This window comes from Mesorhizobium sp. WSM4817, from assembly GCF_055811135.1.
Genome location: NZ_JBVVQQ010000006.1, coordinates 30,557 through 55,377, shown reverse-complemented (window position 1 = coordinate 55,377; position 24,821 = coordinate 30,557). Strand labels below are relative to the sequence as shown.

Genomic DNA, 24,821 nt, shown 5'->3' with positions numbered 1-24,821 from the left:
AGCAATTGCCCAAATTAGGCAATTGCCCCAGATCATTCCACTGCAATGTATTGCAACGGCGGAAGCGTTCCTGTGCACCGGGAGCGCCGTCGGCTTCCATTGACGAGAAAGAGCCGACCTTTTTGAGCATCGGATTTTCCCAAAACCGGGTTTCCACTTTTGCATCCGATGCTCTAGCTTGCCGATAGTTGGGGGAGCAAGTATGTCGGTCGAACGGGCCCTGTGGGAACATGACGCTACCGGCCTGGCCGGCTTGGTTCGCAAAGGAGAAATCTCGCCGCAGGAGCTCGTCGACGCGGCGATTGCGCGGGCCGAGGCCACTCGCCCGGATATCAATGCCATCGCCGAGCCGCTTTACGAGGCGGCGCGGACGCGGGCGAAAACCATCGACCGCAAGCTGCCGCTGGCCGGTGTGCCCTTCGCGCTGAAGGATCTCGGCATCGCCATGAAAGGCGTGCCGACGCACGGCGGCAGCCGCATTCCGGCTTTCGTTGCCGATTTCGACTCGGTGATGACCGAACGCCATCTGGCCGCCGGCCTCGTCCCGATCGCCACCAGCACCTCGCCCGAACATGGGCTGAGGCTGATGACCGAATCCGCCGCTTTCGGCATCACCCGCAATCCGTGGAATACAGCCCATACCAGCGGCGGCTCGTCTGGAGGTGCGGCGGCGCTGGTCGCGGCCGGCGTCGTACCGGTGGCACATGCTTCGGACGGCGGCGGCTCGATCCGCGTTCCCGCCGCCTGCACCGGGCTGGTCGGGCTGAAAACCTCGCGCGGCCGCGTGCCGCTGACGCCGCTGGTCAGCGAAAGCTGGTACGGCCTGGTCATCGACCACGCCGTTTCCCGCTCGGTCCGTGATTCGGCCCTGCTGCTCGACCTGACGCATGGGCCCGATCCGCTGTCGCCGTATGCGGCGCCGACGCCGAAAGGAACTTTCGCCGCCGCAGCAGTGCGTGACCCCGGCAAGCTGAAACTGGCGGTCTACCGAAAATCGCCGCTCGGCCTGCCGATATCGACCGAGACGCTGGCGGCGCTGGACACTGCGATAGCTTTGGCGCGCGAAGGCGGCCATACGATAGAGGAGATCGACCTGCCCTATATCGATCGCGATTTCATCGCTGATTTCGCCAGAACCGTCGCCGCGGCGGTGGCCGGCACGATGCGCGGCGAGGTCTTGCGCGTCGGCCGCTCCATTTCGGGTGATATCGAACGCACCACGCGGGTGATGAGCGCCTTCGGCGAAGTTCTTTCGGCCGGCGAGATCTATGCCAGCCTGCAGCGGCTGCATGCCACGTCGCGCCGGCTGATCATCGAGACCGCGCGGTACGATGCCGTGCTGATGCCTGTCATCGCGCATCCGCCGCTCGCCTGCGGCGCGATGGATCCAAAAGGCGCAGATGCGTTCCTGGAAGAAATGCTCGACAGGCTGCGGCTTGCCCGCCTGCTGAAATTCAAGCCGCTGTTCGGCCAGTTGATGGACAAGAGCCTGTGGTTCACCCACTGGCCGGCAATCCAGAACGTCAGCGGCCAGCCGTCGATCGCGCTGCCTGTTCATGTCACCGATGCCGGCCTGCCGCTCGGCATCCAGGCCGCCGGCCGCCCCGGCGACGAGGAGACCTTGTTGTCCCTCGCCGCGCAAATGGAAAAGATTTCGGGATGGCTGACGCGGCGGGCGCCACTGCAGGTGCCCGGGATGAAAGCAGGCCGATTTCACCTGACGTGACAGCAAAGCCGTTTGCCCCCTGCTCCAATTCCCGCTAAGACGCCGCCGTTCATGCCAAGCTGGGAACCAAGCCGAATGACGGACCTCGCCGCCACCGCCGAAATGCAGGCCGCGCTGCTTTCGAGGGCGCTGCCCTATATGCAGCGCTACGAGAACAAGACGGTCGTGGTGAAGTATGGCGGCCACGCCATGGGCGACATCGCGCTCGGCAAGGCCTTTGCCCGCGACATCGCGCTGCTCAAACAATCCGGCGTCAACCCGATCGTCGTGCATGGCGGCGGGCCGCAGATCGGCGCCATGCTGAGCAAGATGGGCATCGAATCGAAGTTCGAGGGCGGATTGCGCGTCACCGACCAGAAGACGGTCGAGATCGTCGAGATGGTGCTGGCCGGCTCGATCAACAAGGAGATCGTCGCGCTGATCAATGCCGAGGGCGAATGGGCCATCGGCCTGTGCGGCAAGGACGGCAACATGGTTTTCGCCGAAAAGGCGCGCAAGACCATGATCGACCCGGACTCCAACATCGAGCGTGTGCTCGATCTCGGCTTCGTCGGTGAGCCGGTCGAGGTCGACCGCACCCTGCTCGACCTACTGGCGCGGTCCGAAATGATCCCGGTGCTGGCGCCGGTGGCGCCGGGCCGTGACGGCCACACCTACAACATCAATGCCGACACCTTCGCCGGCGCCATCGCGGGCGCCTGCCAAGCGACACGCCTTCTGTTCCTCACCGACGTACCCGGCGTGCTCGACAGGAACAAGAAGCTCATCGACGAACTGACCGTCGCCGAGGCAAAGGCCTTGATCAAGGACGGCACGGTGTCGGGCGGCATGATCCCCAAGGTCGAGACCTGCATCGATGCGATCGAGCGCGGCGTCGAAGGCGTCGTCATCCTCAATGGCAAGACGCCGCATTCGGTGCTGCTCGAACTGTTTACCGAACACGGCGCCGGCACACTGATCGTGCGGTAAGCCCAGGCTGCAACTTGTCGGCCAGAAATCCAGGGTTGAGCAGGCGTCGGGGCGAACTTATCGCCTGAGGTGCCCAAGCGGCACGTGGCCCGGCCCCTTGATGTTCTGCAGCACGAGCTGCGTGTGGACATCGCGCACGCCGTCGAGCCGCATCAGCCGGTGCATGACAAAGGCGTTGAGCTCGTCGACCGACGGCACCATCACATGCAAGAGGAAATCGTAGTCGCCAGTCATCGTCCAGCACGACGACACCTCGTCCATGCGCTGCACGGCGGCGATGAAGGTTTCGGGCGACCCGTCGCTGTGGGTCACCAGGCGCACCTGAATGAACACTTCGACCATCAGGCCGATGGCGCGGCGGCTGAGCACAGCGGCAAAGCGCTTGATGATGCCGGCGCTCTGAAGAGCCTCGAAGCGGCGCGCGCATGGCGTCGTCGAAAGCCCGATTTCCTGGGCCAGTTCGGACACAGGCTTGCGCCCATCGCGCTGCAAGATATCGAGCATCTTGATCTCAAAATCGTCAAACTGAGGCACTTTCACTCTCCTGCAGCTCTGCTGTGGTGGCTTTTACCTCAAATCGCCTGTTCGAGCCATCATCAAAGCGGATTTGCCTCACCGGATCCGGCTAAACTTTCAAGATGTTAGTCGTGATTTCCAGGGAGAACAGCCATGACGATGAACGTTGCCGATTACGCCCGCGAATGCGCGGCGCAAGGCCTTCGCGGCGACTATTCGGTCTGCCGTGCCGATTTCACCGTTGAGCAGAGCTACAACTACACAGCTGACGAGCAGGCAGTGTGGCGTACTTTGTGCGACCGCCAGACGAAGCTGACCAAAAAGCTGGCACACCGGTCCTATCTCGACGGCGTCGCCACGCTGGGCCTGCTCGACAGGATTCCGGATTTCGGTGTGGTCAGCGAGAAGCTGCGCAAGCTTACCGGTTGGGAAATCGTCGCCGTGCCGGGCCTCATTCCCGCACCGGCCTTCTTCGTCCACCTGGCCGCCCGGCGCTTCCCGGTGACCAACTGGCTGCGGACGAAACAAGAGCTCGACTACATCGTCGAGCCGGATATGTTCCACGACTTCTTCGGCCATGTGCCGGTGCTGACCCAGCCGGTCTTTGCCGATTTCATGCAGATGTATGGCGAGAAGGCCGAGCATCTGATCGCGCTCGGCGGCGACGAGATGATCAGCCGCCTCTACTGGTACACCGTCGAGTACGGGCTGATCCAGGAGGCCGGCCAACCGTTGAAGGCTTTCGGCGCCGGGCTGATGTCGTCCTTTGCCGAACTTCAATTCGCGGTTGAAAGCAAGGACGCGCATCATGTTCCCTTCGATCTGGAAACGGTAATGCGCACCAGCTATGAGATCGACAAGTTCCAGCGCGCCTATTTCGTGCTGCCGTCCTTCGACGTTTTGCGCGATGCCTTCCACAACGTCGCCGACATGGCAGCGATCATCGGACGCCACAAGGGCAAGCCGGCGCTCGACCCGGCAAAACTTTAGACGCTGGCCAGACGCGGACGCTCGCAGCCGATCGGCGCGGGCGTTATTGGTGGCGCGCTGGAATGACGATCCATCGGCAGGCCGGAAGCCGAGAAGATGGGACCGTTCAGGCCGCTTCGGAAACGTCCCTGTCCAGGATGGTCAGATTGCGGCCGCGATCCTTGGCCTGGTAAAGGCGGCGGTCGGCGACACGCATCAGATCCGATACGCCGGCATCCTCGCCGCAGGTGACACCGCCAATGCTGACGGTGAGGGGTATGACCCGCTCATCGACGGGACGGAAGCGGATCAGCTCGACTTCACGGCGAATGCGTTCAGCGACGCGTTTGGCTTCCTGTTCGGTGGCGCCGACCAGAAACGCACCGAATTCCTCGCCGCCGATGCGGCCGATCACGTCGCCGCTGCGCACGCCGCGCTCGATTGCGCTTGCAATCAGGAGCAGCGCATCGTCGCCGGTCAGATGGCCGTAGCTGTCGTTGATGAGCTTGAAGTGATCGGCGTCGATGATCAGCAACGCACCGCGATCGGATTTACGCCGGGTGGCCTCGAGGGCGGCGAAGAAGCTCTCGCGGTTGAGCATGCCGGTCATGTCGTCGCGGCTTGCCTTCTCCGACAGGCGCCGATGCGCAGCGGCGAGCTGGGCATGAGCGCGGGCGAGGTCGCGATGAGCGCCTTTCAACCTCTCGCCCTGCCAGAACGTGTAGGCGCTGGCGATCCAGGCGAGCACCAGCGGGCAGACCGTGGACGTCAGCCAGATCGTGCGGTTGATCGGAAAGCCCATTGCCGGAACGACGATCAGCGTCAACAACAGCGAGACTGCGAGGGAGGCGAAAGCGACGGCGGCAGACTTCAGAAATATGCGGCTCATCGCTGGTTCCCCCTGGACCGTCTGTGTGCCAGCAAGCCCTGAATGGCACCTTTCGGCGATGCCTAAAATTTGAATCATCGGGCCATTTTCGCCACCCATGACGCGCATAAGTTGTGGATAAAGCCTCTGCCAAAAGCATTGTTTCGTGCCATAAGGGGTTGCATGACCACGCTCCCGGACCCCGCCCGCTTTGCCCATGTCACCGACTGGGTGTTCGACCTCGACAACACCCTCTATCCGCACCATTCGAACCTGTTCTCGCAGATCGACGTAAAGATGACCGCCTATGTCGGAGAACTGCTGACGCTGCCACGCGACGATGCCCGCAAGCTGCAGAAGGAACTCTACCGGGAATACGGCACGACGCTGAACGGTCTGATGGCGCGCCACGGCATCGATCCCGACGACTTTCTCGAGAAGGTCCATGACATCGACTATTCCTGGCTGGTTCCCGATCCCGTTCTCGGCACCGCCATCCGCCAGCTTCCCGGCCGCAAGTTCATCTTCACCAATGGGGACCGCAGGCATGCCGAACGCACCGCGCGCCAACTCGGCATCCTCGATCATTTCGACGACATCTTCGATATCGTCGCTGCCGGGCTGAACCCCAAGCCGGCCCGCCAGACCTACGAGAAGTTCGCGGAACTCCACGCGGTCACCGGCCACAATGCGGTGATGTTCGAGGATCTGGCCCGCAACCTGTCCGTGCCGAAATCGCTGGGCATGACCACGGTGCTGGTTGTGCCGCGCAACTTCGAGCCGACCTTCTCGGAAATCTGGGAACGTGACCCGGGCCACGAGGACGATGTGGATTTCGTCACCGACGATCTTGCCGAATTCCTCACCGCGATCGTCGACATCACCGCTTGAGCCGTTGCTTGGTAAAGCCGGATCGAAGCCCGCGGCCTAAAGCTGATAGAAGCGGCTGATGATCCCCCAGGCTTCGTCGGCGGTGTCGACGAAATCGATGATGTCCTGGTCGCCAGGGGTGATCGTGCCTTGCTCGGCGAGGAAATCGAGATCGATCGCCCGTTTCCAGAAAGCCTTGCCGAACAGGATCACCGGCACGCGCTCCATGCGGCCGGTCTGGATCAGGGTCAGCGTTTCGAAGAATTCGTCCATCGTGCCGAAGCCGCCGGGAAACACCGCGACAGCCTTGGCGCGCATGACGAAATGCATCTTGCGGACCGCGAAATAGTGGAAGTTGAAACAGAGCTCCGGCGTCACATAGGCATTCGGCGCCTGCTCGTGCGGCAACACGATGTTGAGGCCGATCGACGGGGCGCCGACATCGTCGGCGCCGCGGTTGCCAGCTTCCATCACGCCGGGTCCGCCGCCTGTCACCACGACGAATTCGCGATAATAGGAGGTGGCCGACTGCTGCGAGCAGAGCCGGGCGAATTTTCGCGCTTCCTCGTAATATTTGCTGTTTTTCTCGAGGTTTTCCTTCTGCGTCTCGTTCTTGGCCGCCCAGGCTTCACCGCCCGGCTCGGGTATGCGCGCCCCGCCGAACAGGATGACGGTCGAGCCGATGCCGCGCTCGGCCAGGATCATCTCCGGCTTCAACAGTTCGAGTTGCAGCCTGACCGCGCGCAATTCGCGCCGTGTCATGAAGTCGGGATCGTTCCAGGCCAACCGGTAGGTCTCGGCACGCGTCTGCGGCGTGTCCGGCACGCTTTTCGACCGCTCCAGATCCTCGTCCGAATGCGGCAGCGGCGTCCACCCCGCCTTTTCCATAGGAGTCATATTACCTACCCGTCCAATTATTCAGTTGCGCCGTCCCGGTGACGCAGCCGCGATTGACCCTCACCAAGCCTTCACATAGGGTCCGGCGACTTTCAAAACAGGTTAAGGTGCGGCCCCTTAACAGCTTGGTAATGGAGCGAATTCATGTCAAAGTCCGATCTGGCGAGCCTCGAAAAGACCATCGAAACCGCCTTCGAGGAACGCGAGACGATTTCGACGGCAACCCGCGGCGCGACGCGCGACGCCATCCAGGCGGCGCTCGACCTGCTCGACCGGGGTGTCGTCCGCGTTGCCGAGCGCCAGGCCGATGGCAAATGGCATGTCAACCAGTGGCTGAAGAAAGCGGTGCTGCTGTCGTTCCGGCTCAACCCGATGGAGATCATCAAGGGTGGTCCGGGCCAGGCCGTGTGGTGGGACAAGGTGCCGTCGAAATTCGACGGCTGGAGTGCCATCGATTTCGAGAAGGCAGGTTTCCGCGCCGTGCCGTCGTCGATCGTGCGGCGCTCCGCCTACGTCGCGCCAGGTGCCGTGCTGATGCCGTCCTTCGTCAATGTCGGCGCCTATGTCGACAGCGGCACCATGGTCGACACATGGGCCTCGGTCGGCTCCTGTGCCCAGATCGGCAAGAATGTGCATCTGTCGGGCGGCGTCGGCATCGGCGGCGTGCTGGAGCCGATGCAGGCCGGGCCGACCATCATCGAGGACAATTGCTTCATCGGCGCACGCTCCGAAGTGGTCGAAGGCTGCATCGTGCGCGAAGGCTCGGTGCTCGGCATGGGCGTCTTCATCGGCCAGTCGACCAAGATCGTCGACCGTGCCACCGGCGAGGTTTTCTACGGCGAAGTGCCAGCCAATTCCGTCGTTGTCGCCGGCTCGATGCCCGGCAAGCCTTTGCCCAATGGCGAGCCCGGTCCGAGCCTCTACTGCGCCGTCATCGTCAAGCGGGTCGATGCCAGGACCCGTTCCAAAACCTCGATCAATGAACTGCTTCGCGATTGATCTTTTCAAAAAAACGGACCTACCCGCTTGCTCGACAGACCTCGATTTCTATGGCTTTTCTTCAGCCTTTCCGGGCGAGTGAACCCCAGTGCCTATGTTTTGGCGGGTCTTTTGCCGCTCCTCACTCAGCTTTTCCTGCTCTACCAGTTCTCGCGAACGCCGTTGGGCACTGCTGCAAGTCAGTACTGGGCGCTCGCCTGGTGGATCGCTGTGGTCGTCTCGACATGGTCGACCTTTGCGCTAACGGCGAAGCGGTTCCATGATTTCGGCAAGCCTACCTACTACGCATTGATCTCTCTCATCGTCGGCGCCATTCTCCTTGTCATTCTGGCCTTTTTCAAAAGCGATCCCGGACCCAACCGCTACGGCAAACGCACCAATGCGCCGGCCGAATCCTGAGCGCCGGGCGGGTATCTAGGCCATGCGTTACCGCACGCTTGATGCGAAACTGATCATCGAAACTGCCGAGCGACTGGAAAAACGCGTCGCCGAGCGGTTTCCCGATACCGGCTTGCGTGGCGTCGCCATAGAACTTGTGTCGCTGTCGCGTGATCTGGCCAAGGCGGCGAAGGCGCTGGAAGCGCCGATCTGGTGGCTGCGCGGCGTCGTCATCGTCACCATTGCCGCCGGCGCGGTGATGTTCCTGTTCGTCGGCACCATCCTGCCGCTCGGCCGCATCTCGGGAACCCACGACGCCATCCAGTCGGTGCAAGGCATCGAATCCTTGATCAACATGATCATCCTCGCGATGCTCGGCTTCCTGGCCTTGATCCGGACCGAGGAGCGCATCAAGCGCAAGCAGGTGTTTCGCAAGCTTCATGGCTTGCGATCGCTGATCCATGTCATCGACATGCATCAGCTGACCAAGGATCCGGCAGCGCTTTCAACCGATTTCAAGCCGACATCGCATTCACCGGCACGCATAACCGACCGTGCCGATCTCGCGCGCTACCTCGACTATTGCTCCGAAATGCTGTCGATCACCGGCAAGATCGCCGCGCTGTTCGCGCAATCGGTCAACGACGATGTGGTCGTCGATGGCGTCAACGACATCGAGTCCCTGGGCTCCAATCTGTCGCGAAAGATCTGGCAAAAGATCACGCTGATCGACGGTCCATTGCGGTCGGCTCGTCCAATTACCTAAGCTAATCTTAATCACCTTGGTCCAGCATGCCTGTGAAGACTGTGTCGACCGGCACGGAGCACTCGACTGGCACACGACGAACCCCTGGCCAACCCGAAAACGCGCGGAAGGCGAAGCGCCGGCGCGCGGCTGTTCGCCTGGTTTTCTTCACCGATCAGAGCGGAACCGGAAGCTGTCCGCGCGCGGCTTCTCGACACCACTTTCGAGCGCAAATTCGCTGTCCTGTTCGGCACCATCAGTGTCCTGGTGCTGGCAGTCGGCGCCACTGTCTTCACCGGCGACCGGTGGCCTTACGCCTGGATGGCGGCCGACCTCATTCTGTTTGCCGTCCGCTTCCTGCTGATGCGGGAATGTGAGCGGACCCGCAAGCGCGGGGGAACGGGGCCGCTGACAGGCCTCATGGCCGCCGGTGGGTCATGGTCGGTGATTTTCGGCCTCGGCTGCTATGGCTGCGTCGTCAGCGGGGATATGGCGCTTGCCGTGCTGGCTGCCTTGAACGTCGCAGGCGTCGTCGGCGTGGTGTCGTCGCGCAACGCAGCGACCCCGCGCTACGCCATATTCGTCATGCTGGCGGTAAGCCTGCCTTTCCTGGTTGGCGCGCTGTTATCTCCGGCGCCCGGAATGTCGATCGTCGGATTTCAAGTGCCTTTCTATGTGGCCGGCGTCATCATCGTGCTGCTTCAAAATCATGCGATCAACGCCCGCATGATCCGCGCCGAACTGGACAATCGCGATCTGGCGATCAAGGACGCGCTGATCGGCCTGCCCAACCGCATCTTCCTTCAGGAGAAACTGCGCGGCATGTGCAGCGAGCTTGCGGCGCCGGCAGCAAACGGCAGCATGCCGTTTGCCGTTCTCAGCATGGACCTCGACGGCTTCAAACACGTCAATGACCGCTTCGGCCACGCGGTCGGCGACATGCTGCTGCGCAAGGTGGCCGAACGATTGAAGCGCGCTTTCCGACCGGGGGATATGGTCTTTCGCATCGGCGGTGACGAATTCGTGATCCTGCTGCCCGACACATCCGAGATCGAAGCCACCATGCTGGCAAAGCGCGCCATTGAGAAGATTTCGGTACCCTTCGACCTTGGCGTGGGCACCGCAATACCCATCGGGTTGAGCATTGGAAGTGCCTTCGCGCCTGCCGACGGCGGCGAGCCGGAACTTCTTCTCACCTGCTCCGATCACGCGCTCTATGAAGCCAAACGCACCGGAAAGGGCCGTTACCGGGCGCATGTGCGGGCCGCGAACTGACCACAGCGATTATTTGGGCCTTTTGTCGCTCAGTCCATGCAATATCTCGTATCCCGCTAAGTGCGTCGCGTCTGAAGCGACTCCTGCGACGCACTTTAAGCCTTTGTTTGTTTTATGCGCATTTGCCCAAAACCGCTGCGCCCGCACCGGTCAAGCCCAGGGCCATGCCTTTTGGGCGACATGCATCAGGCCTGCGACAATTCGCCATGAAAACCATAGTGTCGGCGGGATGGCTGGCCCTTATGTCTGGCCGTGACAGGCCTTGCGCTTTCGACTAACGCTTTTGCCCATGACGTTGCCGACCGATCCCGCTGGAAATCTCGCCGCCCTCATCCGCTGCCCCTCCGTGACACCTATCGAGGGCGGGGCACTGAGCACGCTGGAAACAATGCTGAAACCACTCGGCTTTTCCGTCGAGCGCCCGGTGTTCTCGGAGGACGGCACGCCCGATATCGAAAATCTCTATGCGCGGCGCTCCGGCAACGGTCCGCACCTGATGTTCGCCGGGCATACCGACGTGGTGCCGGTCGGCGACGAGACCTCATGGACGCATCCGCCTTTCGCTGCCGAGATCGCCAAGGGCGAGATGTTCGGTCGCGGTGCCGTCGACATGAAGGGGGGCATCGCCTGTTTCATCGCCGCCGTGGCGCGCCATCTCGAGTCGAAAGGCGGCCTGAAAGGCTCGGTCTCGCTGCTGATCACCGGCGACGAAGAAGGGCCGGCCATCAACGGCACGACAAAGCTGCTCGAATGGGCGGTCGCCAAGGGCGAGAAATGGGATGCGTCGATCGTCGGCGAGCCGACCAATCCCGATGCGCTGGGCGACATGATCAAGATCGGCCGGCGCGGCTCTTTGTCCGGCAGCATCATCGTCAACGGCCGCCAAGGCCACGCCGCCTACCCGCAGCTCGCCGACAATCCGGTGCGCGGCCTGATGACGCTGGTCGAAGCCTTGCTGCACCCAGTCTTCGACAAGGGCACCAAGGACTTCCAGCCGACCAATCTGGAGGTAACCTCGATCGACGTCGGCAATCCGGCCACCAATGTTATTCCGGCAAAGGCGACCGCCGCCTTCAACATCCGCTTCAACGACACATGGACCGCCGAGACCATCCAGGCGGAAATCCACAACCGTCTCGACAAGGCGGCGAAGCGAACGAAATACCGGGCCGGCAAGACGACACCGGTCGATTACGAACTCGTCTGGCGCGACCGGCCGAGCCACGTCTTCCTCACCCGCGACGAGCGGCTGATCGAAGCACTGAGCGGTTCGGTCAAGGCGGTGATCGGCAGGAAGCCGGCGCTTTCCACCTCCGGCGGCACCTCCGACGCACGCTTCATCAAGGATCATTGTCCGGTGGTCGAGTTCGGGCTGGTCGGCAAGACCATGCACATGGTCGATGAGCGCGTCGCACTTGCCGACCTCGAGACGCTGACGCAGATCTATCAGCGCTTCATCGAAGACTGGTTCGAGCAAGGCGCATCGTAATCATGCTTTCGTCGGATGAAACCTATGCTTCGCTCAACGGCGCCTGGCGACTGATGCTCGGCAAGGCCGATGGGCTGCGCCAGTTCGACCTTTCGGCCGACGGTTTCTGGAATTCCTTCTTCGCCATCGTCGTCGCGGCACCGGCGCTGATCGTCGGTTGGGTCGGCCTCGCCAACGAGATCGGCGATCCGAATGCATTCGCCGGACGCTTCAGCATGCTGATCCGTCTGGCGACAGTCGACATCGGCGTCTGGGTGTTGCCGCTTGTCGGCCTTGCCCTCGTCGCGCCGCGCGCCGGCATCGGCGGGCGCTTCGTCCACTATGTCGTCGCCAGCAACTGGGCGTCGGCGATCATCGCCTGGATGATGCTGCCAGCGGCGTTGATCAGGCTTTTCCTGCCGTCCACCAACGAGTTCGCCGTACTGGCGTCGCTGCTTTTGTTCGCGCTGTCGATGATCCTGACCTGGCGGATGACAAACGTTGCCATCGGCAGGGGCGCGGCTGTCGGCAGCGCTGTCTTCGCCGGAATGTTCGTGGCGTCGCTGGTCGTTCTGTTCGTGCTGCAGGCGCTGCTCGGCATCGTTGCGCCGAGCGGAACCGGCACTTGAAGCATCCAAGTGAATTTGTCCGAATTCCCGGTGTGGTTTCGCTTGCTGACGTTGGCGCCGCCCCTCACCTGCCTGCCGGCATCCTCTCCCCGTACAGTGACGGGGAGAGGGCAGCTCTCATCAACGATTTTGCCAACCACAGACGTTGCAAGAAGGATGCTGCGGCTGCGGCCAGCCTCTTCTCCCCGCACTATACGGGGAGAAGTGCCCAGCAGGGCGATGAGGGGCAGCGCCAACTCCCACAATTGGTTGAAGACGACGAGGACTGATTTTTACTCAGTCGTGTGCCGCCTGCGGGTAGTCCACACCGATAAGAAAAAGTCCGTCGGGCGGCGCCACCTGGCCACAGGCTGCACGGTCGCGCGCGTCGAGCGCCGCTTTCAGGTCGGCAATTGTCCAGCCGCCTTCGCCGACGCGCTTCAGCGAGCCGACCATCGAGCGCACCTGATTGTGCAGGAACGAGCGCGCCGAGGCTCGCACTTCGATCATGTCACCCAGCCGACTGACATCCAGCCGGTCGAGCGTCCGGATCGGGTTGTCGGCCTGGCACTGGGTCGATCGGAACGTGGTGAAATCATGCCGCCCCAGCAGCACCTTTGCCGCTTCGTGCATGGCCTCGGCGTCGAGCCGCTTCGGCACCCACCAGATCTTGCCCTTGTCGAGCGCCGCCGGCGCGCGCCGGTTGACGATGCGGTAGAGATAGTGGCGGCCGATCGCCGAGAAACGCGCATCGAAGCTATCCGGCACCACAGCCGCCTTGAGGATGGCGACGCGCGCCTTGGCCGTTTGCAGGTGGGCGTTGACGGCATCGCGCACCTTGTCATCAGGCCACGCCCTGACGAGATCGACATGCGCCACCTGACCGGTCGCATGGACGCCGGCATCGGTGCGGCCGGCGCCGCGCAGCGAGACCTGTTCGCCGCAGAATTTCTCGATCGCCTGTTCGATCGCCTGCTGCACCGAAGGCTGGTCTGCCTGGCGCTGCCAGCCGGCATAGAGGCTGCCGTCATATTCGATGTCGAGGCGAAAACGCGGCATTCCTAAGAAGGATGAGGTTAGGCGGCGAGCGCGGTGCCGAAAGCCGAAGCGTAGACCAGCTTGCCGGTCTCAGGCGCTTCGCCCCAGACCAGCGCCTGCAGCGCTTCGCCCTGGAACTCGCTTTCGAATTTTTCGGCGCGCGCGTGACTGTAGCCGAAGCGGCCATAATATGCGGGATCGCCAAGCACCACCGCCAGCACCTCGCCGGCGTCCTTCAGGCGGATATGCGCCTCGCGGACCAGCGCACCGCCGATGCCGGTGCCATGGAATGACGGCTCGACAGCCAGAGGCGCCAGAGCTACCGCCGGAAAGCTCTTGCCGCCGTTCTGCACGAAAAGCCGCGAAAACAGGATATGGCCGACCACCTGTCCATCTTCTTCCGCCACCAGTTCGACGACGGCATCGCCGCCGCTGACCAGCGCGTCGACCAGGCCGGCCTCCGCCTGCTGGCCGAATGCGTGTTCCTCGACCAGGCGGATCGCCTCGCGGTCCCGCGGCGTCGCCGCGCGTATCGACATCATGCTCATGAGAATTTCATTCCTTTTTCGAGCTTGGCCCCGCGCAGAAATTCCTGCGCGGCAATGGGCCTTCCGCCCGCACGTTGAACTTCGACCAACCTGATCGCGCCTGACCCGCAGGCGACCGTCAGCCGGTCGTCGAGAATTCCTCCCGGCTCGCCGGCGCCTTGCGAAAGCGTCGAGCGAAGCAGTTTCAGCCGCTCCAGGCGGCCGCCAATTTCGATCTCGCACCATGCGCCGGGAAAGGGCGACAGGCAGCGAATATGATCGTGGACTTCGCCAGCAGGCCGCGTCCAGTCCACGCGCGTCTCCGCTTTATCGATCTTTTTGGCATAGGTCACCCCCTCCGTCGCCTGTGCGGCAAAAGTCAGGGCATCCCGTTCCAGACGAGCCAGCGCTTCCGCCATCAGCGCGGCGCCAATGTGCATCAGCCGATCATGCAGTTCGCCGGCCGTCATATTGGGGCCGATGGCGCATTTTTCGGCCATCGCCACCGGGCCGGTGTCCAGGCCTTCTTCCATCCGCATCACCATCATGCCTGTCTCGGTATCGCCGGCCATGATGGCGCGCTGGATAGGGGCGGCGCCGCGCCAGCGTGGCAACAGCGACGCGTGACCATTGAGGCAGCCGAGCCGCGGCGCCTCGAGAATGGGTTTGGGCAACAGCAAGCCATAGGCGACGACGACGGCGACATCGGCCCGCAACGCGCGGAACGCCTGCTGCTCGGTCTCGTTCTTCAGCGACACCGGCGTCCGCACCTCGAGGCCCAGCCGCTCGGCCTCGCGCTGCACCGGCGACGGCGTCAGTTCCAGCCCCCGGCGACCGGCGGCGCGCGGCGGCTGAGTGTAGACGGCTCCAATCTCATGTCCGGCATCCGCGATCGCCCGCAGCGTCGGCACCGAGAATTCGGGCGTACCCATGAAGATGACGCGCAAGGGCATTTTGTTCCGGGTCCGGTCTTCGTCTGGCCGTTAAGTCGGCTCAGTCGAAGTCGCGAACTTTGCGGGTCGGCGACCGAAGTCGCGTTTCCTTTCTGCTTCGATTTCGTTCATGATCTTGGCGAATTCATCGCCAATTGCGTTTTCAGCAGCGAAAGTCGCGCGAATAGCGTCCCATGCCGAAAGACCCGGCTCCAGCCTGGCTTGCCTTTCGGCGACCATGCCTTCGCGCAGAAGAGCTATCGCCTTGCCCGACAGGCTCTGGCCGCTCTTACGCGCCGCCTGCTCGATTTCCCGCTTCAAGGGTTCGGGAATATTTCTGATCAGCATGTCGCTCATCGGCGTCTCCATTTCCTGATCTGGAACAGGGTAGAGGGGCGCTGTCCCGCCAACATCTTCGAAAGGTTCAGCATCAAACTGCGCGAGTATCGCCCTATCCCACTAACTTGCCCGGCGCCTTGCTGCCTGATGGTTTGTCCCTGGCGAGCTTCTTGAACTTCTTCACCACCATGTCGCGCTTCAGCTTCGAGATGTGGTCGATGAACAGAACGCCGTTGAGATGGTCGATTTCGTGCTGCAGGCAAGTCGCCATCAACCCTTCGGCCTCGATCTCCTGCAGCTTGCCGTCGCGATCGAGATATTTCACCCGCACGGCGGCAGGGCGCTCGACCTCGGCATAGTAATCCGGGATCGACAGGCACCCCTCCTCGTAGACCGAGCGCTGATCGGCGCTCTCAAGAATCTCGGGATTGATGAAGACATGCGGCGCCGGCGGCTCGTCTTCCTTGGCGAGGTCGATCACCAGCATGCGCAGCGGTTCGCCGATCTGGATCGCCGCCAGACCAATGCCCGGCGCATCATACATCGTGTCCAGCATATCGTCGGCCAGTTTGCGCAAGGCGCCGTCGACGCGCTCGACCGGTTTCGAAACCTGGCGCAGGACGGGATCGGGAAGGATGATGAGCGGCTTGATCGACATGGCGTCTCACCTAAGACCTCGCACGAAAAGCGTCAACCGGGGCATTTGCAGCGGCGTTCACGTTTTGATCTGTGTCGTCAGGCCGAATCATCTATGCTGTCCGATATGAACGACCTGACCACCATCCTGTCCGAACCGATCGCCCGGCTCGGCGCCACCACGATCACGCTCGGCCACGCGCTGGCATTCGGCGCGGTCCTGTTCCTGGGCCTGTTCGTGGCGCTCGTCGTCGCGCTCTGGCGCTCGGCCAAGGCGCGTGCGGTGGCTGCCGCGGAAGCCGCCGACCACGCCCGCGACGCCGAGGCGCGGATGGCCGGCATCCTGGCAAGCCAGGCCGAGATGCAGGGCCGCATGGGCGCCATCGCCGAAGTGTTCGGGGCGCGGCAGGCCGAACTCACGCAGTCGATCGGCCAGCGTCTCGACGCGATGACCGGCCGTCTCGGCCAGACCATGACCGAGCAGACGAAATCGACGCATGAAAGCCTCGCCAAACTGCAGGAGCGGCTGGCGGTCATCGATACAGCGCAAGGCAACATCCAGTCGCTCGCCAGCCAGGTCGTGCAACTTCAGGCAATCCTCTCCAACAAGCAGACGCGCGGCGCCTTCGGCCAGTCGCGCATGGAGGCGATCGTCGCCGATGGCCTGCCGCACGGTGCCTACGAATTCCAGGCGACCCTGTCGAACGGCAGCCGGCCTGACTGCCTGGTGAAGATGCCGAATGGCGCGCCCGCACTCGCCATCGACGCCAAGTTTCCGCTGGAAGCCTGGAACGCCATCCGTGCCGCCGAAGGCGTCGATTTGCAGAAGGTCGCGGCACAAGCGTTTCGGCGTGACATCGAGGTGCATGTCCGCGATATTTCCGACAAATACCTGATCCAGGGCGAGACGCAGGACACCGCCTTCATGTTCGTGCCGTCGGAATCGGTATTCGCCGAGATCCACGAGAATTTCGAGGGGATTGTCCACAAGGCGCACCGCGCCCGCATCGTCATCGTCTCGCCGTCGCTGCTGATGCTGTCGATCCAGGTCATCCAGGCGATTCTCAAGGACGCCCGCATGCGCGAGCAGGCGCATCTGATCCAGGGCGAAGTCATCCGGCTGATGGAGGATGTCTCGCGCCTCGACGAGCGGGTGCGCAAGCTGCAGAGCCATTTCGGCCAGTCGGCCAAGGATATCGACGATATTCTCGTCTCGACGTCGAAGGTGACCAAGCGCGGCCAAAAGATCGAGGCGCTGGAGTTCGGCGCGCAGCCGACGGAGGGCGACGCCGGATCGGCGGCCAGTGCGAAGACCGAAGCGGGTGCGCGCGTCGCCGACTCCAAGACCGGCCAGCTGAGGCTAAGGGTCGTCGAAGGCGACGACTGAGAGGCTACTGCTCCTCGACGATCATCGTGCCTTCGAACTCCGGCAGCCAAGGCAGCGCCGAGCGGTGCCAGATCTGTTTTCTCGGGATCAGTTGTTCGCGCTGCCGCGCCGTGCCGACCCTGATGCCGTAGACTTTCGGCCCGTCGCCAACCGACGTGGCATAGAGGTGCGTACCGCATTCGCCGCAAAAGGCCTGGGCGCGCCTGGCGCCGCTCGCTGCGGTCTTGATGTAGATCTTCGGCGTGCCCTTGGTGATCCGGTAGTGCTCCTCCGGCGCCGGCACGGTCACCCGAAACGCTGTTCCGGTCAGCTGCTGGCAATCGATGCAGTGACAAATACTGGTGTTGTCCGGATCGACCTCCGCCTCGTAAGTGATGGCGCCGCAATGGCACCCGCCGTCGATTTTCATCTTCGCTCCTCCCTTCAGCCGAGCCTCGACGCGTTGGAGCTTAACGGCGCACCGGCCGAAGCTCCACCGGCAATCACAACGCGCGAAGCATGCTGTGGTTCAAGACTGCGGCGCCGACGCCTGTTCGATGATTTCATCAGTCCAGACCTTGAAACCGGCCAGCATACCGGGCCCGAAGATATGGGTCAGCGGCACATCGGCTGCGTCGCGGCCGGAGGCGATCAGGATGCGGCCGATGCGCGGCGCATTGTTGCGCGGATCGAAGGCATGCCAGCGGCCGCCGAGGTAGACCTCCATCCAGGCAGCGAAATCCATGTCCGACCACGGTTTCGGCAAGCCGATGTCGCTGATGTATCCGGTGCAATAGCGTGTCGGGATATTCAAGGCGCGGCAGAAGGCGACGGCGAGATGGGCAAAGTCGCGGCAAACGCCGCTTTGCTCACGATAGGCCTCTGCTGCCGTGCGCGTCGGCCGCGCGTTGCCGTAGTTGAAGATGATGTGGTTGTGGACGAAATCGCAGACCGCCTGCACGCGTGGAATACCGAGCGGTGAGTGGCCGAACAGCCGCCACGCCTCGTTCGCCAGCACGTCGCTCTCGCAATAGCGGCTCGGCAGCAGGAACAGCAGCGTCTCCGACGGCAGGTCGCGCACCTCGTGCTGCCACGCCAGCAGATCGCCCATCTCAAAACTTCCGGGATCGCGGATCACCGCGTCCGTGCCGAAGGTGAAGCGACCGGGAGGGGCGACAAGGCGGTTGCACCAATTGCCGAAACTGTCGCGGTAGCTCTCGATCGGCACCGGTGGGTTCGAAGTCAGGAAATCCGGCCGCTCGAGATCGGACGCGCGGGAATAGTGAACGTTGAGCATCGCGATCAGCGGCGTTTCCTGCGGAAAGTCGAAGCTCATCTCGCAGCCGATATGGATTCGCATTATCGTCCTGACCGTCCTGCCGGATCACCACCCGGCGAAGGCACGGGCCGTTGCTGCAGCGCAAAAAAGATCATCGCACGGACCAGCGCGGTTTACGAGCGATTTAGAAACGGTTGACAGCCAACGGCTGGCGCCGGCGCCAGATTATCCCTCTTGCGGTCGAGCGTTTCTCTTGGTTCATTTCGCTTGCCACAATTGGAGGAAACGAATCATGGCTAAAGGTGCGATGAAGGCGGGCAAGGAAGCCCGCAAGCCGAAGAAGGACGCGAAGAAACCTGCCGCTGCCCCGACCCTGAAAGCGCCGCCCGTCAAGGCGACCAAACTCAAGGACAAGTAAGCCTCGGCGTTTCGGCGCAGTCATGACCGACGGCATTCCAGGACCATCGACATTCAGCGACTGGTCCTGAAGTGCTGTCGGCGCTGCTGTTGATTGGGCATTTCTGAATCAATGCCGCGAAGACGACTTCGCGCTTTCCGAAAAGACCGGGACGACCCGCAATCCAATGGAGCGTTCCGATGTCGTGGATTCTTCTCTTCTTCGCTGGCCTGTTCGAGATCGGCTGGGCGATCGGCCTCAAATACACTGACGGTTTTTCGAAGCCGCTTCCGACCGTCCTGACGGTTGCCTCAATGGTCGTCAGTCTCGCCTTGCTCGGACTGGCGCTGAAGACGCTGCCGGTCGGCACGGCTTACGCGGTGTGGACCGGCATCGGCACCGTCGGCACGGCGCTGCTTGGCATCTGGCTGCTCGGTGAGCCTGCGACCGCGATCAGGCTGGCCTGCATCGCACTCATCGTCTGCGGCATCATGGGATTGAAACTCGCGACCTAGTTCTTGCTGCAAGGCAGCAGCACAAACGCCTTCAGGGCCGCTGCAAGGCGGCCCTGAATTTGATTGGTGAATCGCGCTTGGAGCGCTAGCGAGCGGAAAAGCCCGGAGGCGTCCTGCCGGTGCGCTGCTTGCGCGCCGCATAGCGCGCGTCGCGCTTGGCTTTGCGCTCGGCCTCGTCGGCAAGCAAACGAGCGATGCGCTCGTTCTCTTCGGCTTCCCGGATCTTCGCTTCCGCCCGCGCCGCTTCTTCCGCAGCAATCCGCGCGGCTTCGGCAGCAGCTTCGCGCTCGGCCTTTTCGGCCGCTTCGCGCGCCAGCTTCTCCTGCTTCAGCCTGGCCTTTTCGGCCTCGCGTATCGCACGGGCTTCGAGGATCGCCTTGCGTTCGGCCTGTCGTGCCAGCACCGCTGGATCGTCCGCTGCCGGCTTTGCCTTGAAGCGCTCGAGAAGCGCCTTCTTTGCCTCGTTTGCGGCATTGCGCCGCTCGAAAACGTCTTTTTCCCTATAGATAGCCAAGTCCACTTCCCTGGAGTCAATTTGCGAGGCTTACATACGCGTGAAAACCCAGAGTTCAAGCGCCAAAACGGTATGCCAGCCATGAAATTCTGAGCTGTTGCAGCCGGGAGACGCCTTTTCGGCTGAATTCGGCTGAAACGGACATGCACTGTTCACCATCCGACCCTCTGGCGGCGCGGCGGACTGGTCGCTACCTGTAGCGCGAAAAACAAAACACCAGAACAAAACACCAGGATGACAGATGATGGAACTCGGTCTCTACACCTTCGCCGACGTCAGCCCGGAGTCAGGCCCAGGCGCCATCGGTGCGCATGAGCGGCTGCGCAACCTGATCGAGGAGATCGAGCTGGCCGACCAGGTCGGCCTCGACGTGTTTGGGTTGGGCGAGCATCACCGTCCCGATTATGCGGCTTCAGCGCCAGTCGTGGCCCTGGCCGCGGCGGCCGAACGCACCAGGCGCATAAAGCTGACCAGCGCGGTCACTGTACTGTCATCCGACGATCCGGTCCGTGTCTTCCAGCAGTTTGCAACGCTCGACCTTCTTTCCAGCGGCCGGGCCGAGATTATGGCTGGGCGCGGCTCGTTCATCGAATCCTTTCCGCTGTTCGGCTACGATCTTGAGGACTATGACGAGCTCTTTGCCGAAAAGCTCGATCTGCTGCTTGTCGTCCGCGATCATGTCAAGGTGAGCTGGTCGGGCAGGCGGCGCGCTCCGATCAACGATCGCGGCGTCTACCCCCGCCCGTTCCAGGACAGATTGCCGATCTGGATCGCGATCGGCGGCACGCCGCAATCCGCCGCGCGGGCCGGTGCGCTCGGGCTGCCGCTGGCGCTGGCCATCATCGGCGGCGAGCCGGCGCGGTTCGCGCCGCTGTTCGATATTTACAGGGAAGCGGCCAAACGGGCTGGCAACGATCCGGCTGGTCTGGCCACCAGCCTCAACGTGCACGGCTTCATTGCCGCGACCACCGACCAGGCGGCCGACGATTTTTATGGGCCGCAGGCCGAGGTGATGAACCGCATCGGCCGCGAGCGCGGCTGGGGTCCGACGTCGAGAGCACATTTCGACCAGTCGCGCGGCCCGAACGGCGCGCTGTTCGTCGGCAACCCCGAACAGGTGGCCGAAAAGATCGTTGCCCAGCACAGGATATTCGGCAACGACCGCTTCCTGCTGCAAATGGCGATCGGCACCATGGCGCACGCCAAGATCATGAAGGCGATCGAACTCTACGGCACCAAGGTGGCACCGATCGTGCGCAAGGAAACGGCGAAGGCGATCCCCACCGTTGCCGCGCCGGCCGCCTGACTCGCCGGCCAGGTAGGGCCTAAGGTCATCGTCAGCGCCGGCTAACGCATCGGCCGAAAATCGGAATCGATTTTCGGGCCGATGGTAAATTCAAAGCGTTAGAGCGTACTTTGAGCGTCCAAGTGGACGCACGTCGCTCCAACGGAACCTTGAAGCCGCAAAGGCGTTTCCGCCAACAGCGTACACCAATCGCAGTGTGCCGCCGAGGGCCAGAATGAAAGCCGAACCCGCCGCTTCGGGCGCTGCCGAGAGCCCCGATCCGCGCGTCGAGGCGCGTGCGGACATGCACCTGATACGTTCGCTGCTAGTCGGCATCTTCATCCTTATGGCGATCTACGCGCTCTCCTTCGCCCGTGCCTTCTTCATGCCGGTCATCCTGGCTTTCCTGCTGGCGCTGACGCTGACGCCGATCGTCCGCTTCCTGCGCAAACACGGCATGCCCGATGTGCTATCGGCGACACTGCTGGTGGTGCTGTCGGTCAGCATCCTTGCCGTGGCCGGCTATCTGCTCAGCGGCCCGGTCATCGACCTCATCAACAACACCTCGGTGATTGGCCAGCAGCTGACCGAACGTCTCGCGCAACTGCGGCGTCCTTTCGAGAGGATCATGGAGATTTCGCGGCAGATAGAGGGACTGACGCAGACCTCCCAAGGGCCGGGCGTCCAGAGGGTAGCCATGGCGCAATCGGGCATCCTCTCGCAAGCCGCCGGCAATTTGCTGTCGGCGGGCACCAGCCTCATCATCGTCTTCGTCCTGTCGCTGTTCCTGCTCGCGTCCGGCACGATGTTCTATGAGAAGATCGTCGAATCCTTCCCCAGTCTCAGCGAAAAGAAGCGGGCACTGCGCGTCGTCTATGACGTCGAACGTGAAATCTCGCACTATCTGCTTACCGTCGCCATCATCAATACATGCCTGGGCGTGGTCATCGGACTCGGCCTATGGGCACTCGGCATGCCCAACCCGCAGGTCTGGGGCGCAGCAGCGGCTCTGCTCAATTTCCTGCCCTATATCGGGGCGCTGATTACAATCACGCTTGTCACGATCATCGCGCTGATCAGCTTCGACAGCATCTCCTACGCGCTGCTGGCGCCGGCCTTCGTGCTGTTGTGCGATACCGTCGAGGGCCAATTCGTGACGCCGACGGTGGTTGGCCGGCGCCTAGAGATCAACGCCGTGGCGATCCTCATCGCCATTGCCTTCTGGTCCTGGCTGTGGGGTTTCGTCGGCGCGCTGATGGCGGTGCCGCTGCTGGTCGTCATCAAGGTGTTCTGCGATCATTTCGACGAGCTCAGCCATGTCGGCAATTTCCTGGCGGCGCAACATACGGCGGTTGAGGACGAAGAGATTTCAGAAACCGACACGGCCGCGGGCGCATGATCCGAGAAGCGGGATAAGCTGCGGCAGGCAGCCGTGGATACTAAATTCCAGAGCGTCCCTTTTTGCTTGAGTGGACTCATGGGCGTCAGTTCAATTTTTTGAATTTGCGGCCGTCGCGGTCGGTTCCTACATCCCTCCCGTCCACAGGATCCCCGCCCATGACCGCACTTTCGGTTCTCGACCTGTCGCCGATCGTCGAAGGCAGCAACGCTTCGCAATCGCTCACCAATTCGCTCGATCTCGCCCGCCATGCCGAGCGGCTGGGGTACAGGCGCTATTGGCTGGCCGAGCATCACAATATGCCGGGCATCGCCAGCGCCGCCACCTCCGTCGTCATTGCCCATGTCGCCGGCGGCACCACAACGATACGCGTCGGAGCCGGCGGCATCATGCTGCCCAACCATTCGCCGCTGGTCATTGCCGAGCAGTTCGGCACACTTAACGCGTTGCATCCAGGCCGCATCGACCTCGGCCTCGGCCGGGCGCCGGGCACCGACATGGGCACGGCGCGTGCGCTGCGCCGCAACCTCGACGCCGGCGCCGACAGTTTCCCGCAGGATGTCGTCGAACTGATGGGCTATTTCCAGCCGGCCGAAGACGGTCAGCGTATCCGCGCCGTGCCCGGCGAGGGCGAGCAGGTGCCGATCTGGATTCTGGGATCGAGCCTCTATGGTGCGCAGCTCGCAGCCATGCTCGGCCTGCCCTACGCCTTCGCCTCGCATTTCGCGCCGGCCGAACTCGACCACGCACTGGAGATCTATCGCTCGCGCTTCCAGGCGTCGAAACAGCTCGACAAGCCCTATGTCATGCTCGGCCTCAACGTGTTCGCTGCACCCTCCGACGCCGAAGCGCGGCTGTTGTTCACCTCGCTGCAGCAGGCCTTCGTCAATCTGCGCACAGGCCGGCCCGGCCGCTTGCCGCCGCCGGTCGACGGATATGAGCGCGACCTCGACCCGATGGCCAAAACCATGCTCGGCCAAGCGCTATCCTGCGCCGTCGTCGGCGCCCCGGAAACGGTCAGGCAAGGCATCGAGGCGTTCGTGCAGCGCACCGGCGCCGACGAGCTGATGGTCACCGCCCAGATTTTCGATCACGCAGCGCGGGTGCGATCCTTCGAGATCCTGGCCGACGTCCACAAATCGCTGTCGGAAGCTGCCTGACTTTTTTGCGAGGCTGCGAAGGCGCGTTAGGCGCTGACGCTTTGTGCGATCGCCCCCAGCGGCGCGCCAAGGGGCCGGCATGAATTGCGGATCATCAGGCGTCCCTTGAGCGTCAGCTTGCGCGGCGGCGCGTCCCTGTTTCCGGCGAGCCGGTCGAGCAGCAGATTGGCCGCCTGCTCACCGATCGCCTTGACCGGTTGTGCGACCGTGGTCAGTTGCGGCTGGAACACGTCCGACCACGGAAAATCGTCGAAGCAGGCGACCGAAATGTCCTCGGGGCAGGACAGCCCGATATCGCGGATCGCCTTCATGGTGCCGATCACCATCGGGTTGTTGGCCGAGAAGATCGCGCTCGGGCGGTCGTGCAGCGAAAGCAGCTGCATTGTCGCGTTGTAGCCGTCGACTTCATGGAAATTGCCGAAGCGGACAAGCTCGCTCTCGACCGGCAGGCCGGCAGCCTGGAGCGCCTCGCGATATCCCGTCATGCGATCATGCATGGGCGAGATGTCGAACGAGCCGGAGATGTAGCCGATCCGCCGGTGGCCGAGATCGACCAGATAGGTGATGGCGTCGAACACCGCGCGCTGGTTGTCGAGAACGACCGCGTCGGTATCGACGCCTTCGCAAACGCGGTCGAGCAGCACCACCGGCACGTTGGCGTCGTCGACAATTCTCTTCAGGATCGCGCCGTCGCCGACGCGCGCAACAATCAGTCCGTCGACCATTCGGTCGAGCAGCAGCCTGATCTGGTCGTCCTGCGTGTTCAGGTCCTCGTCCGTGCAGCACAGCATGACCGCATAGCCGGCGCGGTCGAATGCCTGCTGGATGACCGAAACGACATCGGTGAAGAACGGATTGGTGATGTGGGGAACGGTCAGCCCGATGGTGCGGGTCGTGCCCATCTTCAGGCTGCGGGCGATCGCGTTGCGCTTGTAGCCGATGTCGCGGATCGCCTGTTCGATGCGCTGGCTGAGCTCGGGACTGACGGTCGCGGTGCCGTTGATCAGCGCCGAGACGGTGGCGACCGAAACACGCGCCACTTCAGCCACGTGCAGCATGGTGGGGGCCGTGGACTTTCGCTGCTTTTTTCGTCCTGACGCCATCATTTTCGAAACGTTTCATCGCCCTCTGGCTGCAATACCTAAG

Annotated in this window: 28 protein-coding genes; 16 read left to right on the top strand and 12 right to left on the bottom strand. The window is 62.8% G+C overall.

Translation table 11 applies throughout. The features are described 5' to 3' along the window. The first annotated feature begins 202 nt into the window (after positions 1-202). A complete protein-coding gene (locus AC0L2K_RS10685) occupies positions 203-1,726 on the top strand; it encodes an amidase (RefSeq protein WP_023801579.1) in 1,524 nt (507 codons plus the stop codon). 75 nt (positions 1,727-1,801) lie between these two features. Continuing rightward, positions 1,802-2,695 carry an acetylglutamate kinase gene (gene argB, locus AC0L2K_RS10680; RefSeq protein WP_128184988.1) on the top strand — a complete coding sequence of 298 codons (894 nt, stop codon included), beginning with the start codon at positions 1,802-1,804 and terminating at the stop codon, positions 2,693-2,695. A 57-nt stretch (positions 2,696-2,752) separates the two neighbouring features. Here argB and AC0L2K_RS10675 read toward each other — a convergent pair whose 3' ends face one another. After that, positions 2,753-3,229 (bottom strand): Lrp/AsnC family transcriptional regulator, encoded by a 477-nt coding sequence (locus AC0L2K_RS10675; RefSeq protein ID WP_023801577.1) that lies wholly within the window; start codon positions 3,227-3,229, stop codon positions 2,753-2,755. A gap of 135 nt (positions 3,230-3,364) precedes the next feature. Here AC0L2K_RS10675 and phhA point away from each other — a divergent pair, with 135 nt between their 5' ends. Then, complete coding sequence (gene phhA / locus AC0L2K_RS10670) at positions 3,365-4,201, top strand: phenylalanine 4-monooxygenase (RefSeq protein WP_128175770.1); 837 nt, start codon at positions 3,365-3,367, stop codon at positions 4,199-4,201. Between the two features lie 106 nt (positions 4,202-4,307). Here the strand turns inward: phhA and AC0L2K_RS10665 are convergent, their stop codons facing one another. Then, on the bottom strand, positions 4,308-5,069 hold the full coding sequence (locus AC0L2K_RS10665; RefSeq protein WP_023801575.1) for a GGDEF domain-containing protein: 762 nt from the start codon (positions 5,067-5,069) through the stop codon (positions 4,308-4,310). Between the two features lie 162 nt (positions 5,070-5,231). On the opposite strand from AC0L2K_RS10665, the gene AC0L2K_RS10660 reads away from it, so the two are divergent. Beyond that, positions 5,232-5,939, top strand: a complete 708-nt coding sequence (locus AC0L2K_RS10660) for a pyrimidine 5'-nucleotidase (RefSeq protein ID WP_023801574.1) — start codon at positions 5,232-5,234, stop codon at positions 5,937-5,939. Positions 5,940-5,975: 36 nt separating this feature from the next. Here the strand turns inward: AC0L2K_RS10660 and AC0L2K_RS10655 are convergent, their stop codons facing one another. Next, a complete protein-coding gene (locus AC0L2K_RS10655; RefSeq protein ID WP_023801573.1) occupies positions 5,976-6,815 on the bottom strand; it encodes an LOG family protein in 840 nt (279 codons plus the stop codon). A gap of 144 nt (positions 6,816-6,959) precedes the next feature. Here AC0L2K_RS10655 and dapD point away from each other — a divergent pair, with 144 nt between their 5' ends. The 6 genes from dapD to AC0L2K_RS10625 all read left to right on the top strand — a co-directional run bounded on the left by dapD (position 6,960) and on the right by AC0L2K_RS10625 (position 12,309). Beyond that, on the top strand, positions 6,960-7,814 hold the full coding sequence (gene dapD / locus AC0L2K_RS10650) for a 2,3,4,5-tetrahydropyridine-2,6-dicarboxylate N-succinyltransferase (RefSeq protein WP_473531313.1): 855 nt from the start codon (positions 6,960-6,962) through the stop codon (positions 7,812-7,814). A gap of 27 nt (positions 7,815-7,841) precedes the next feature. Then, entirely contained in the window at positions 7,842-8,213 is a 372-nt protein-coding gene (locus AC0L2K_RS10645) for a DUF805 domain-containing protein (protein ID WP_027152133.1), read from the top strand. A 22-nt stretch (positions 8,214-8,235) separates the two neighbouring features. Further along, the gene (locus tag AC0L2K_RS10640; RefSeq protein WP_473507921.1) at positions 8,236-8,958 is read left to right on the top strand and encodes a hypothetical protein; all 723 of its coding nucleotides are present in this window, start codon (positions 8,236-8,238) and stop codon (positions 8,956-8,958) included. A gap of 246 nt (positions 8,959-9,204) precedes the next feature. Further along, positions 9,205-10,212 (top strand): diguanylate cyclase domain-containing protein, encoded by a 1,008-nt coding sequence (locus AC0L2K_RS10635; RefSeq protein WP_473531312.1) that lies wholly within the window; start codon positions 9,205-9,207, stop codon positions 10,210-10,212. Between the two features lie 289 nt (positions 10,213-10,501). Further along, positions 10,502-11,701, top strand: a complete 1,200-nt coding sequence (gene dapE, locus AC0L2K_RS10630; RefSeq protein WP_473531311.1) for a succinyl-diaminopimelate desuccinylase — start codon at positions 10,502-10,504, stop codon at positions 11,699-11,701. 2 nt (positions 11,702-11,703) lie between these two features. After that, the gene (locus AC0L2K_RS10625; protein WP_023801567.1) at positions 11,704-12,309 is read left to right on the top strand and encodes a hypothetical protein; all 606 of its coding nucleotides are present in this window, start codon (positions 11,704-11,706) and stop codon (positions 12,307-12,309) included. A gap of 276 nt (positions 12,310-12,585) precedes the next feature. Here AC0L2K_RS10625 and truA read toward each other — a convergent pair whose 3' ends face one another. The 5 genes from truA to def form a co-directional block, all read right to left on the bottom strand. Next, positions 12,586-13,347 carry a tRNA pseudouridine(38-40) synthase TruA gene (gene truA / locus AC0L2K_RS10620; RefSeq protein WP_128170222.1) on the bottom strand — a complete coding sequence of 254 codons (762 nt, stop codon included), beginning with the start codon at positions 13,345-13,347 and terminating at the stop codon, positions 12,586-12,588. Between the two features lie 17 nt (positions 13,348-13,364). Beyond that, a complete protein-coding gene (locus AC0L2K_RS10615) occupies positions 13,365-13,874 on the bottom strand; it encodes a GNAT family N-acetyltransferase (protein ID WP_023801565.1) in 510 nt (169 codons plus the stop codon). Next, positions 13,871-14,806 carry a methionyl-tRNA formyltransferase gene (gene fmt / locus AC0L2K_RS10610; protein WP_473531310.1) on the bottom strand — a complete coding sequence of 312 codons (936 nt, stop codon included), beginning with the start codon at positions 14,804-14,806 and terminating at the stop codon, positions 13,871-13,873. Before fmt ends, AC0L2K_RS10615 begins: the two co-directional genes overlap by 4 nt. Positions 14,807-14,836: 30 nt before the next feature. After that, positions 14,837-15,142, bottom strand: coding sequence for a hypothetical protein (locus tag AC0L2K_RS10605; protein WP_023801563.1), 306 nt, complete (start codon positions 15,140-15,142; stop codon positions 14,837-14,839). A 94-nt stretch (positions 15,143-15,236) separates the two neighbouring features. Beyond that, the gene (def, locus tag AC0L2K_RS10600; RefSeq protein ID WP_128170220.1) at positions 15,237-15,782 is read right to left on the bottom strand and encodes a peptide deformylase; all 546 of its coding nucleotides are present in this window, start codon (positions 15,780-15,782) and stop codon (positions 15,237-15,239) included. A 105-nt stretch (positions 15,783-15,887) separates the two neighbouring features. Here def and AC0L2K_RS10595 point away from each other — a divergent pair, with 105 nt between their 5' ends. Next, complete coding sequence (locus AC0L2K_RS10595; RefSeq protein WP_023801561.1) at positions 15,888-17,147, top strand: DNA recombination protein RmuC; 1,260 nt, start codon at positions 15,888-15,890, stop codon at positions 17,145-17,147. Positions 17,148-17,151: 4 nt separating this feature from the next. Here the strand turns inward: AC0L2K_RS10595 and AC0L2K_RS10590 are convergent, their stop codons facing one another. Beyond that, positions 17,152-17,556: a GFA family protein gene (locus AC0L2K_RS10590; protein WP_023801560.1), complete on the bottom strand. Its 405-nt coding sequence runs from the start codon at positions 17,554-17,556 to the stop codon at positions 17,152-17,154. A 99-nt stretch (positions 17,557-17,655) separates the two neighbouring features. Continuing rightward, positions 17,656-18,486, bottom strand: a complete 831-nt coding sequence (locus AC0L2K_RS10585; protein ID WP_023801559.1) for a transglutaminase-like domain-containing protein — start codon at positions 18,484-18,486, stop codon at positions 17,656-17,658. A gap of 211 nt (positions 18,487-18,697) precedes the next feature. Between AC0L2K_RS10585 and AC0L2K_RS10580 the strand changes: the two genes are divergently transcribed. Both AC0L2K_RS10580 and sugE read left to right on the top strand, forming a co-directional pair. Further along, positions 18,698-18,823 (top strand): hypothetical protein, encoded by a 126-nt coding sequence (locus AC0L2K_RS10580; protein WP_023801558.1) that lies wholly within the window; start codon positions 18,698-18,700, stop codon positions 18,821-18,823. A 179-nt stretch (positions 18,824-19,002) separates the two neighbouring features. After that, positions 19,003-19,317: a quaternary ammonium compound efflux SMR transporter SugE gene (sugE, locus tag AC0L2K_RS10575; RefSeq protein WP_023801557.1), complete on the top strand. Its 315-nt coding sequence runs from the start codon at positions 19,003-19,005 to the stop codon at positions 19,315-19,317. A gap of 85 nt (positions 19,318-19,402) precedes the next feature. On the opposite strand, the gene AC0L2K_RS10570 is transcribed toward sugE, so the two are convergent. Next, on the bottom strand, positions 19,403-19,831 hold the full coding sequence (locus tag AC0L2K_RS10570; protein ID WP_473531309.1) for a DUF6481 family protein: 429 nt from the start codon (positions 19,829-19,831) through the stop codon (positions 19,403-19,405). A gap of 244 nt (positions 19,832-20,075) precedes the next feature. Here AC0L2K_RS10570 and AC0L2K_RS10565 point away from each other — a divergent pair, with 244 nt between their 5' ends. The 3 genes from AC0L2K_RS10565 (at position 20,076) to AC0L2K_RS10555 (ending at position 23,675) form a co-directional block, all read left to right on the top strand. After that, on the top strand, positions 20,076-21,137 hold the full coding sequence (locus tag AC0L2K_RS10565) for an LLM class flavin-dependent oxidoreductase (protein ID WP_473531429.1): 1,062 nt from the start codon (positions 20,076-20,078) through the stop codon (positions 21,135-21,137). Between the two features lie 214 nt (positions 21,138-21,351). Then, positions 21,352-22,515 (top strand): AI-2E family transporter, encoded by a 1,164-nt coding sequence (locus tag AC0L2K_RS10560; protein ID WP_287225237.1) that lies wholly within the window; start codon positions 21,352-21,354, stop codon positions 22,513-22,515. A 158-nt stretch (positions 22,516-22,673) separates the two neighbouring features. Then, the gene (locus AC0L2K_RS10555; RefSeq protein WP_287225235.1) at positions 22,674-23,675 is read left to right on the top strand and encodes an LLM class flavin-dependent oxidoreductase; all 1,002 of its coding nucleotides are present in this window, start codon (positions 22,674-22,676) and stop codon (positions 23,673-23,675) included. A 26-nt stretch (positions 23,676-23,701) separates the two neighbouring features. Here the strand turns inward: AC0L2K_RS10555 and AC0L2K_RS10550 are convergent, their stop codons facing one another. Then, complete coding sequence (locus AC0L2K_RS10550) at positions 23,702-24,733, bottom strand: LacI family DNA-binding transcriptional regulator (protein ID WP_236368537.1); 1,032 nt, start codon at positions 24,731-24,733, stop codon at positions 23,702-23,704. Positions 24,734-24,821: the final 88 nt, after the last annotated feature.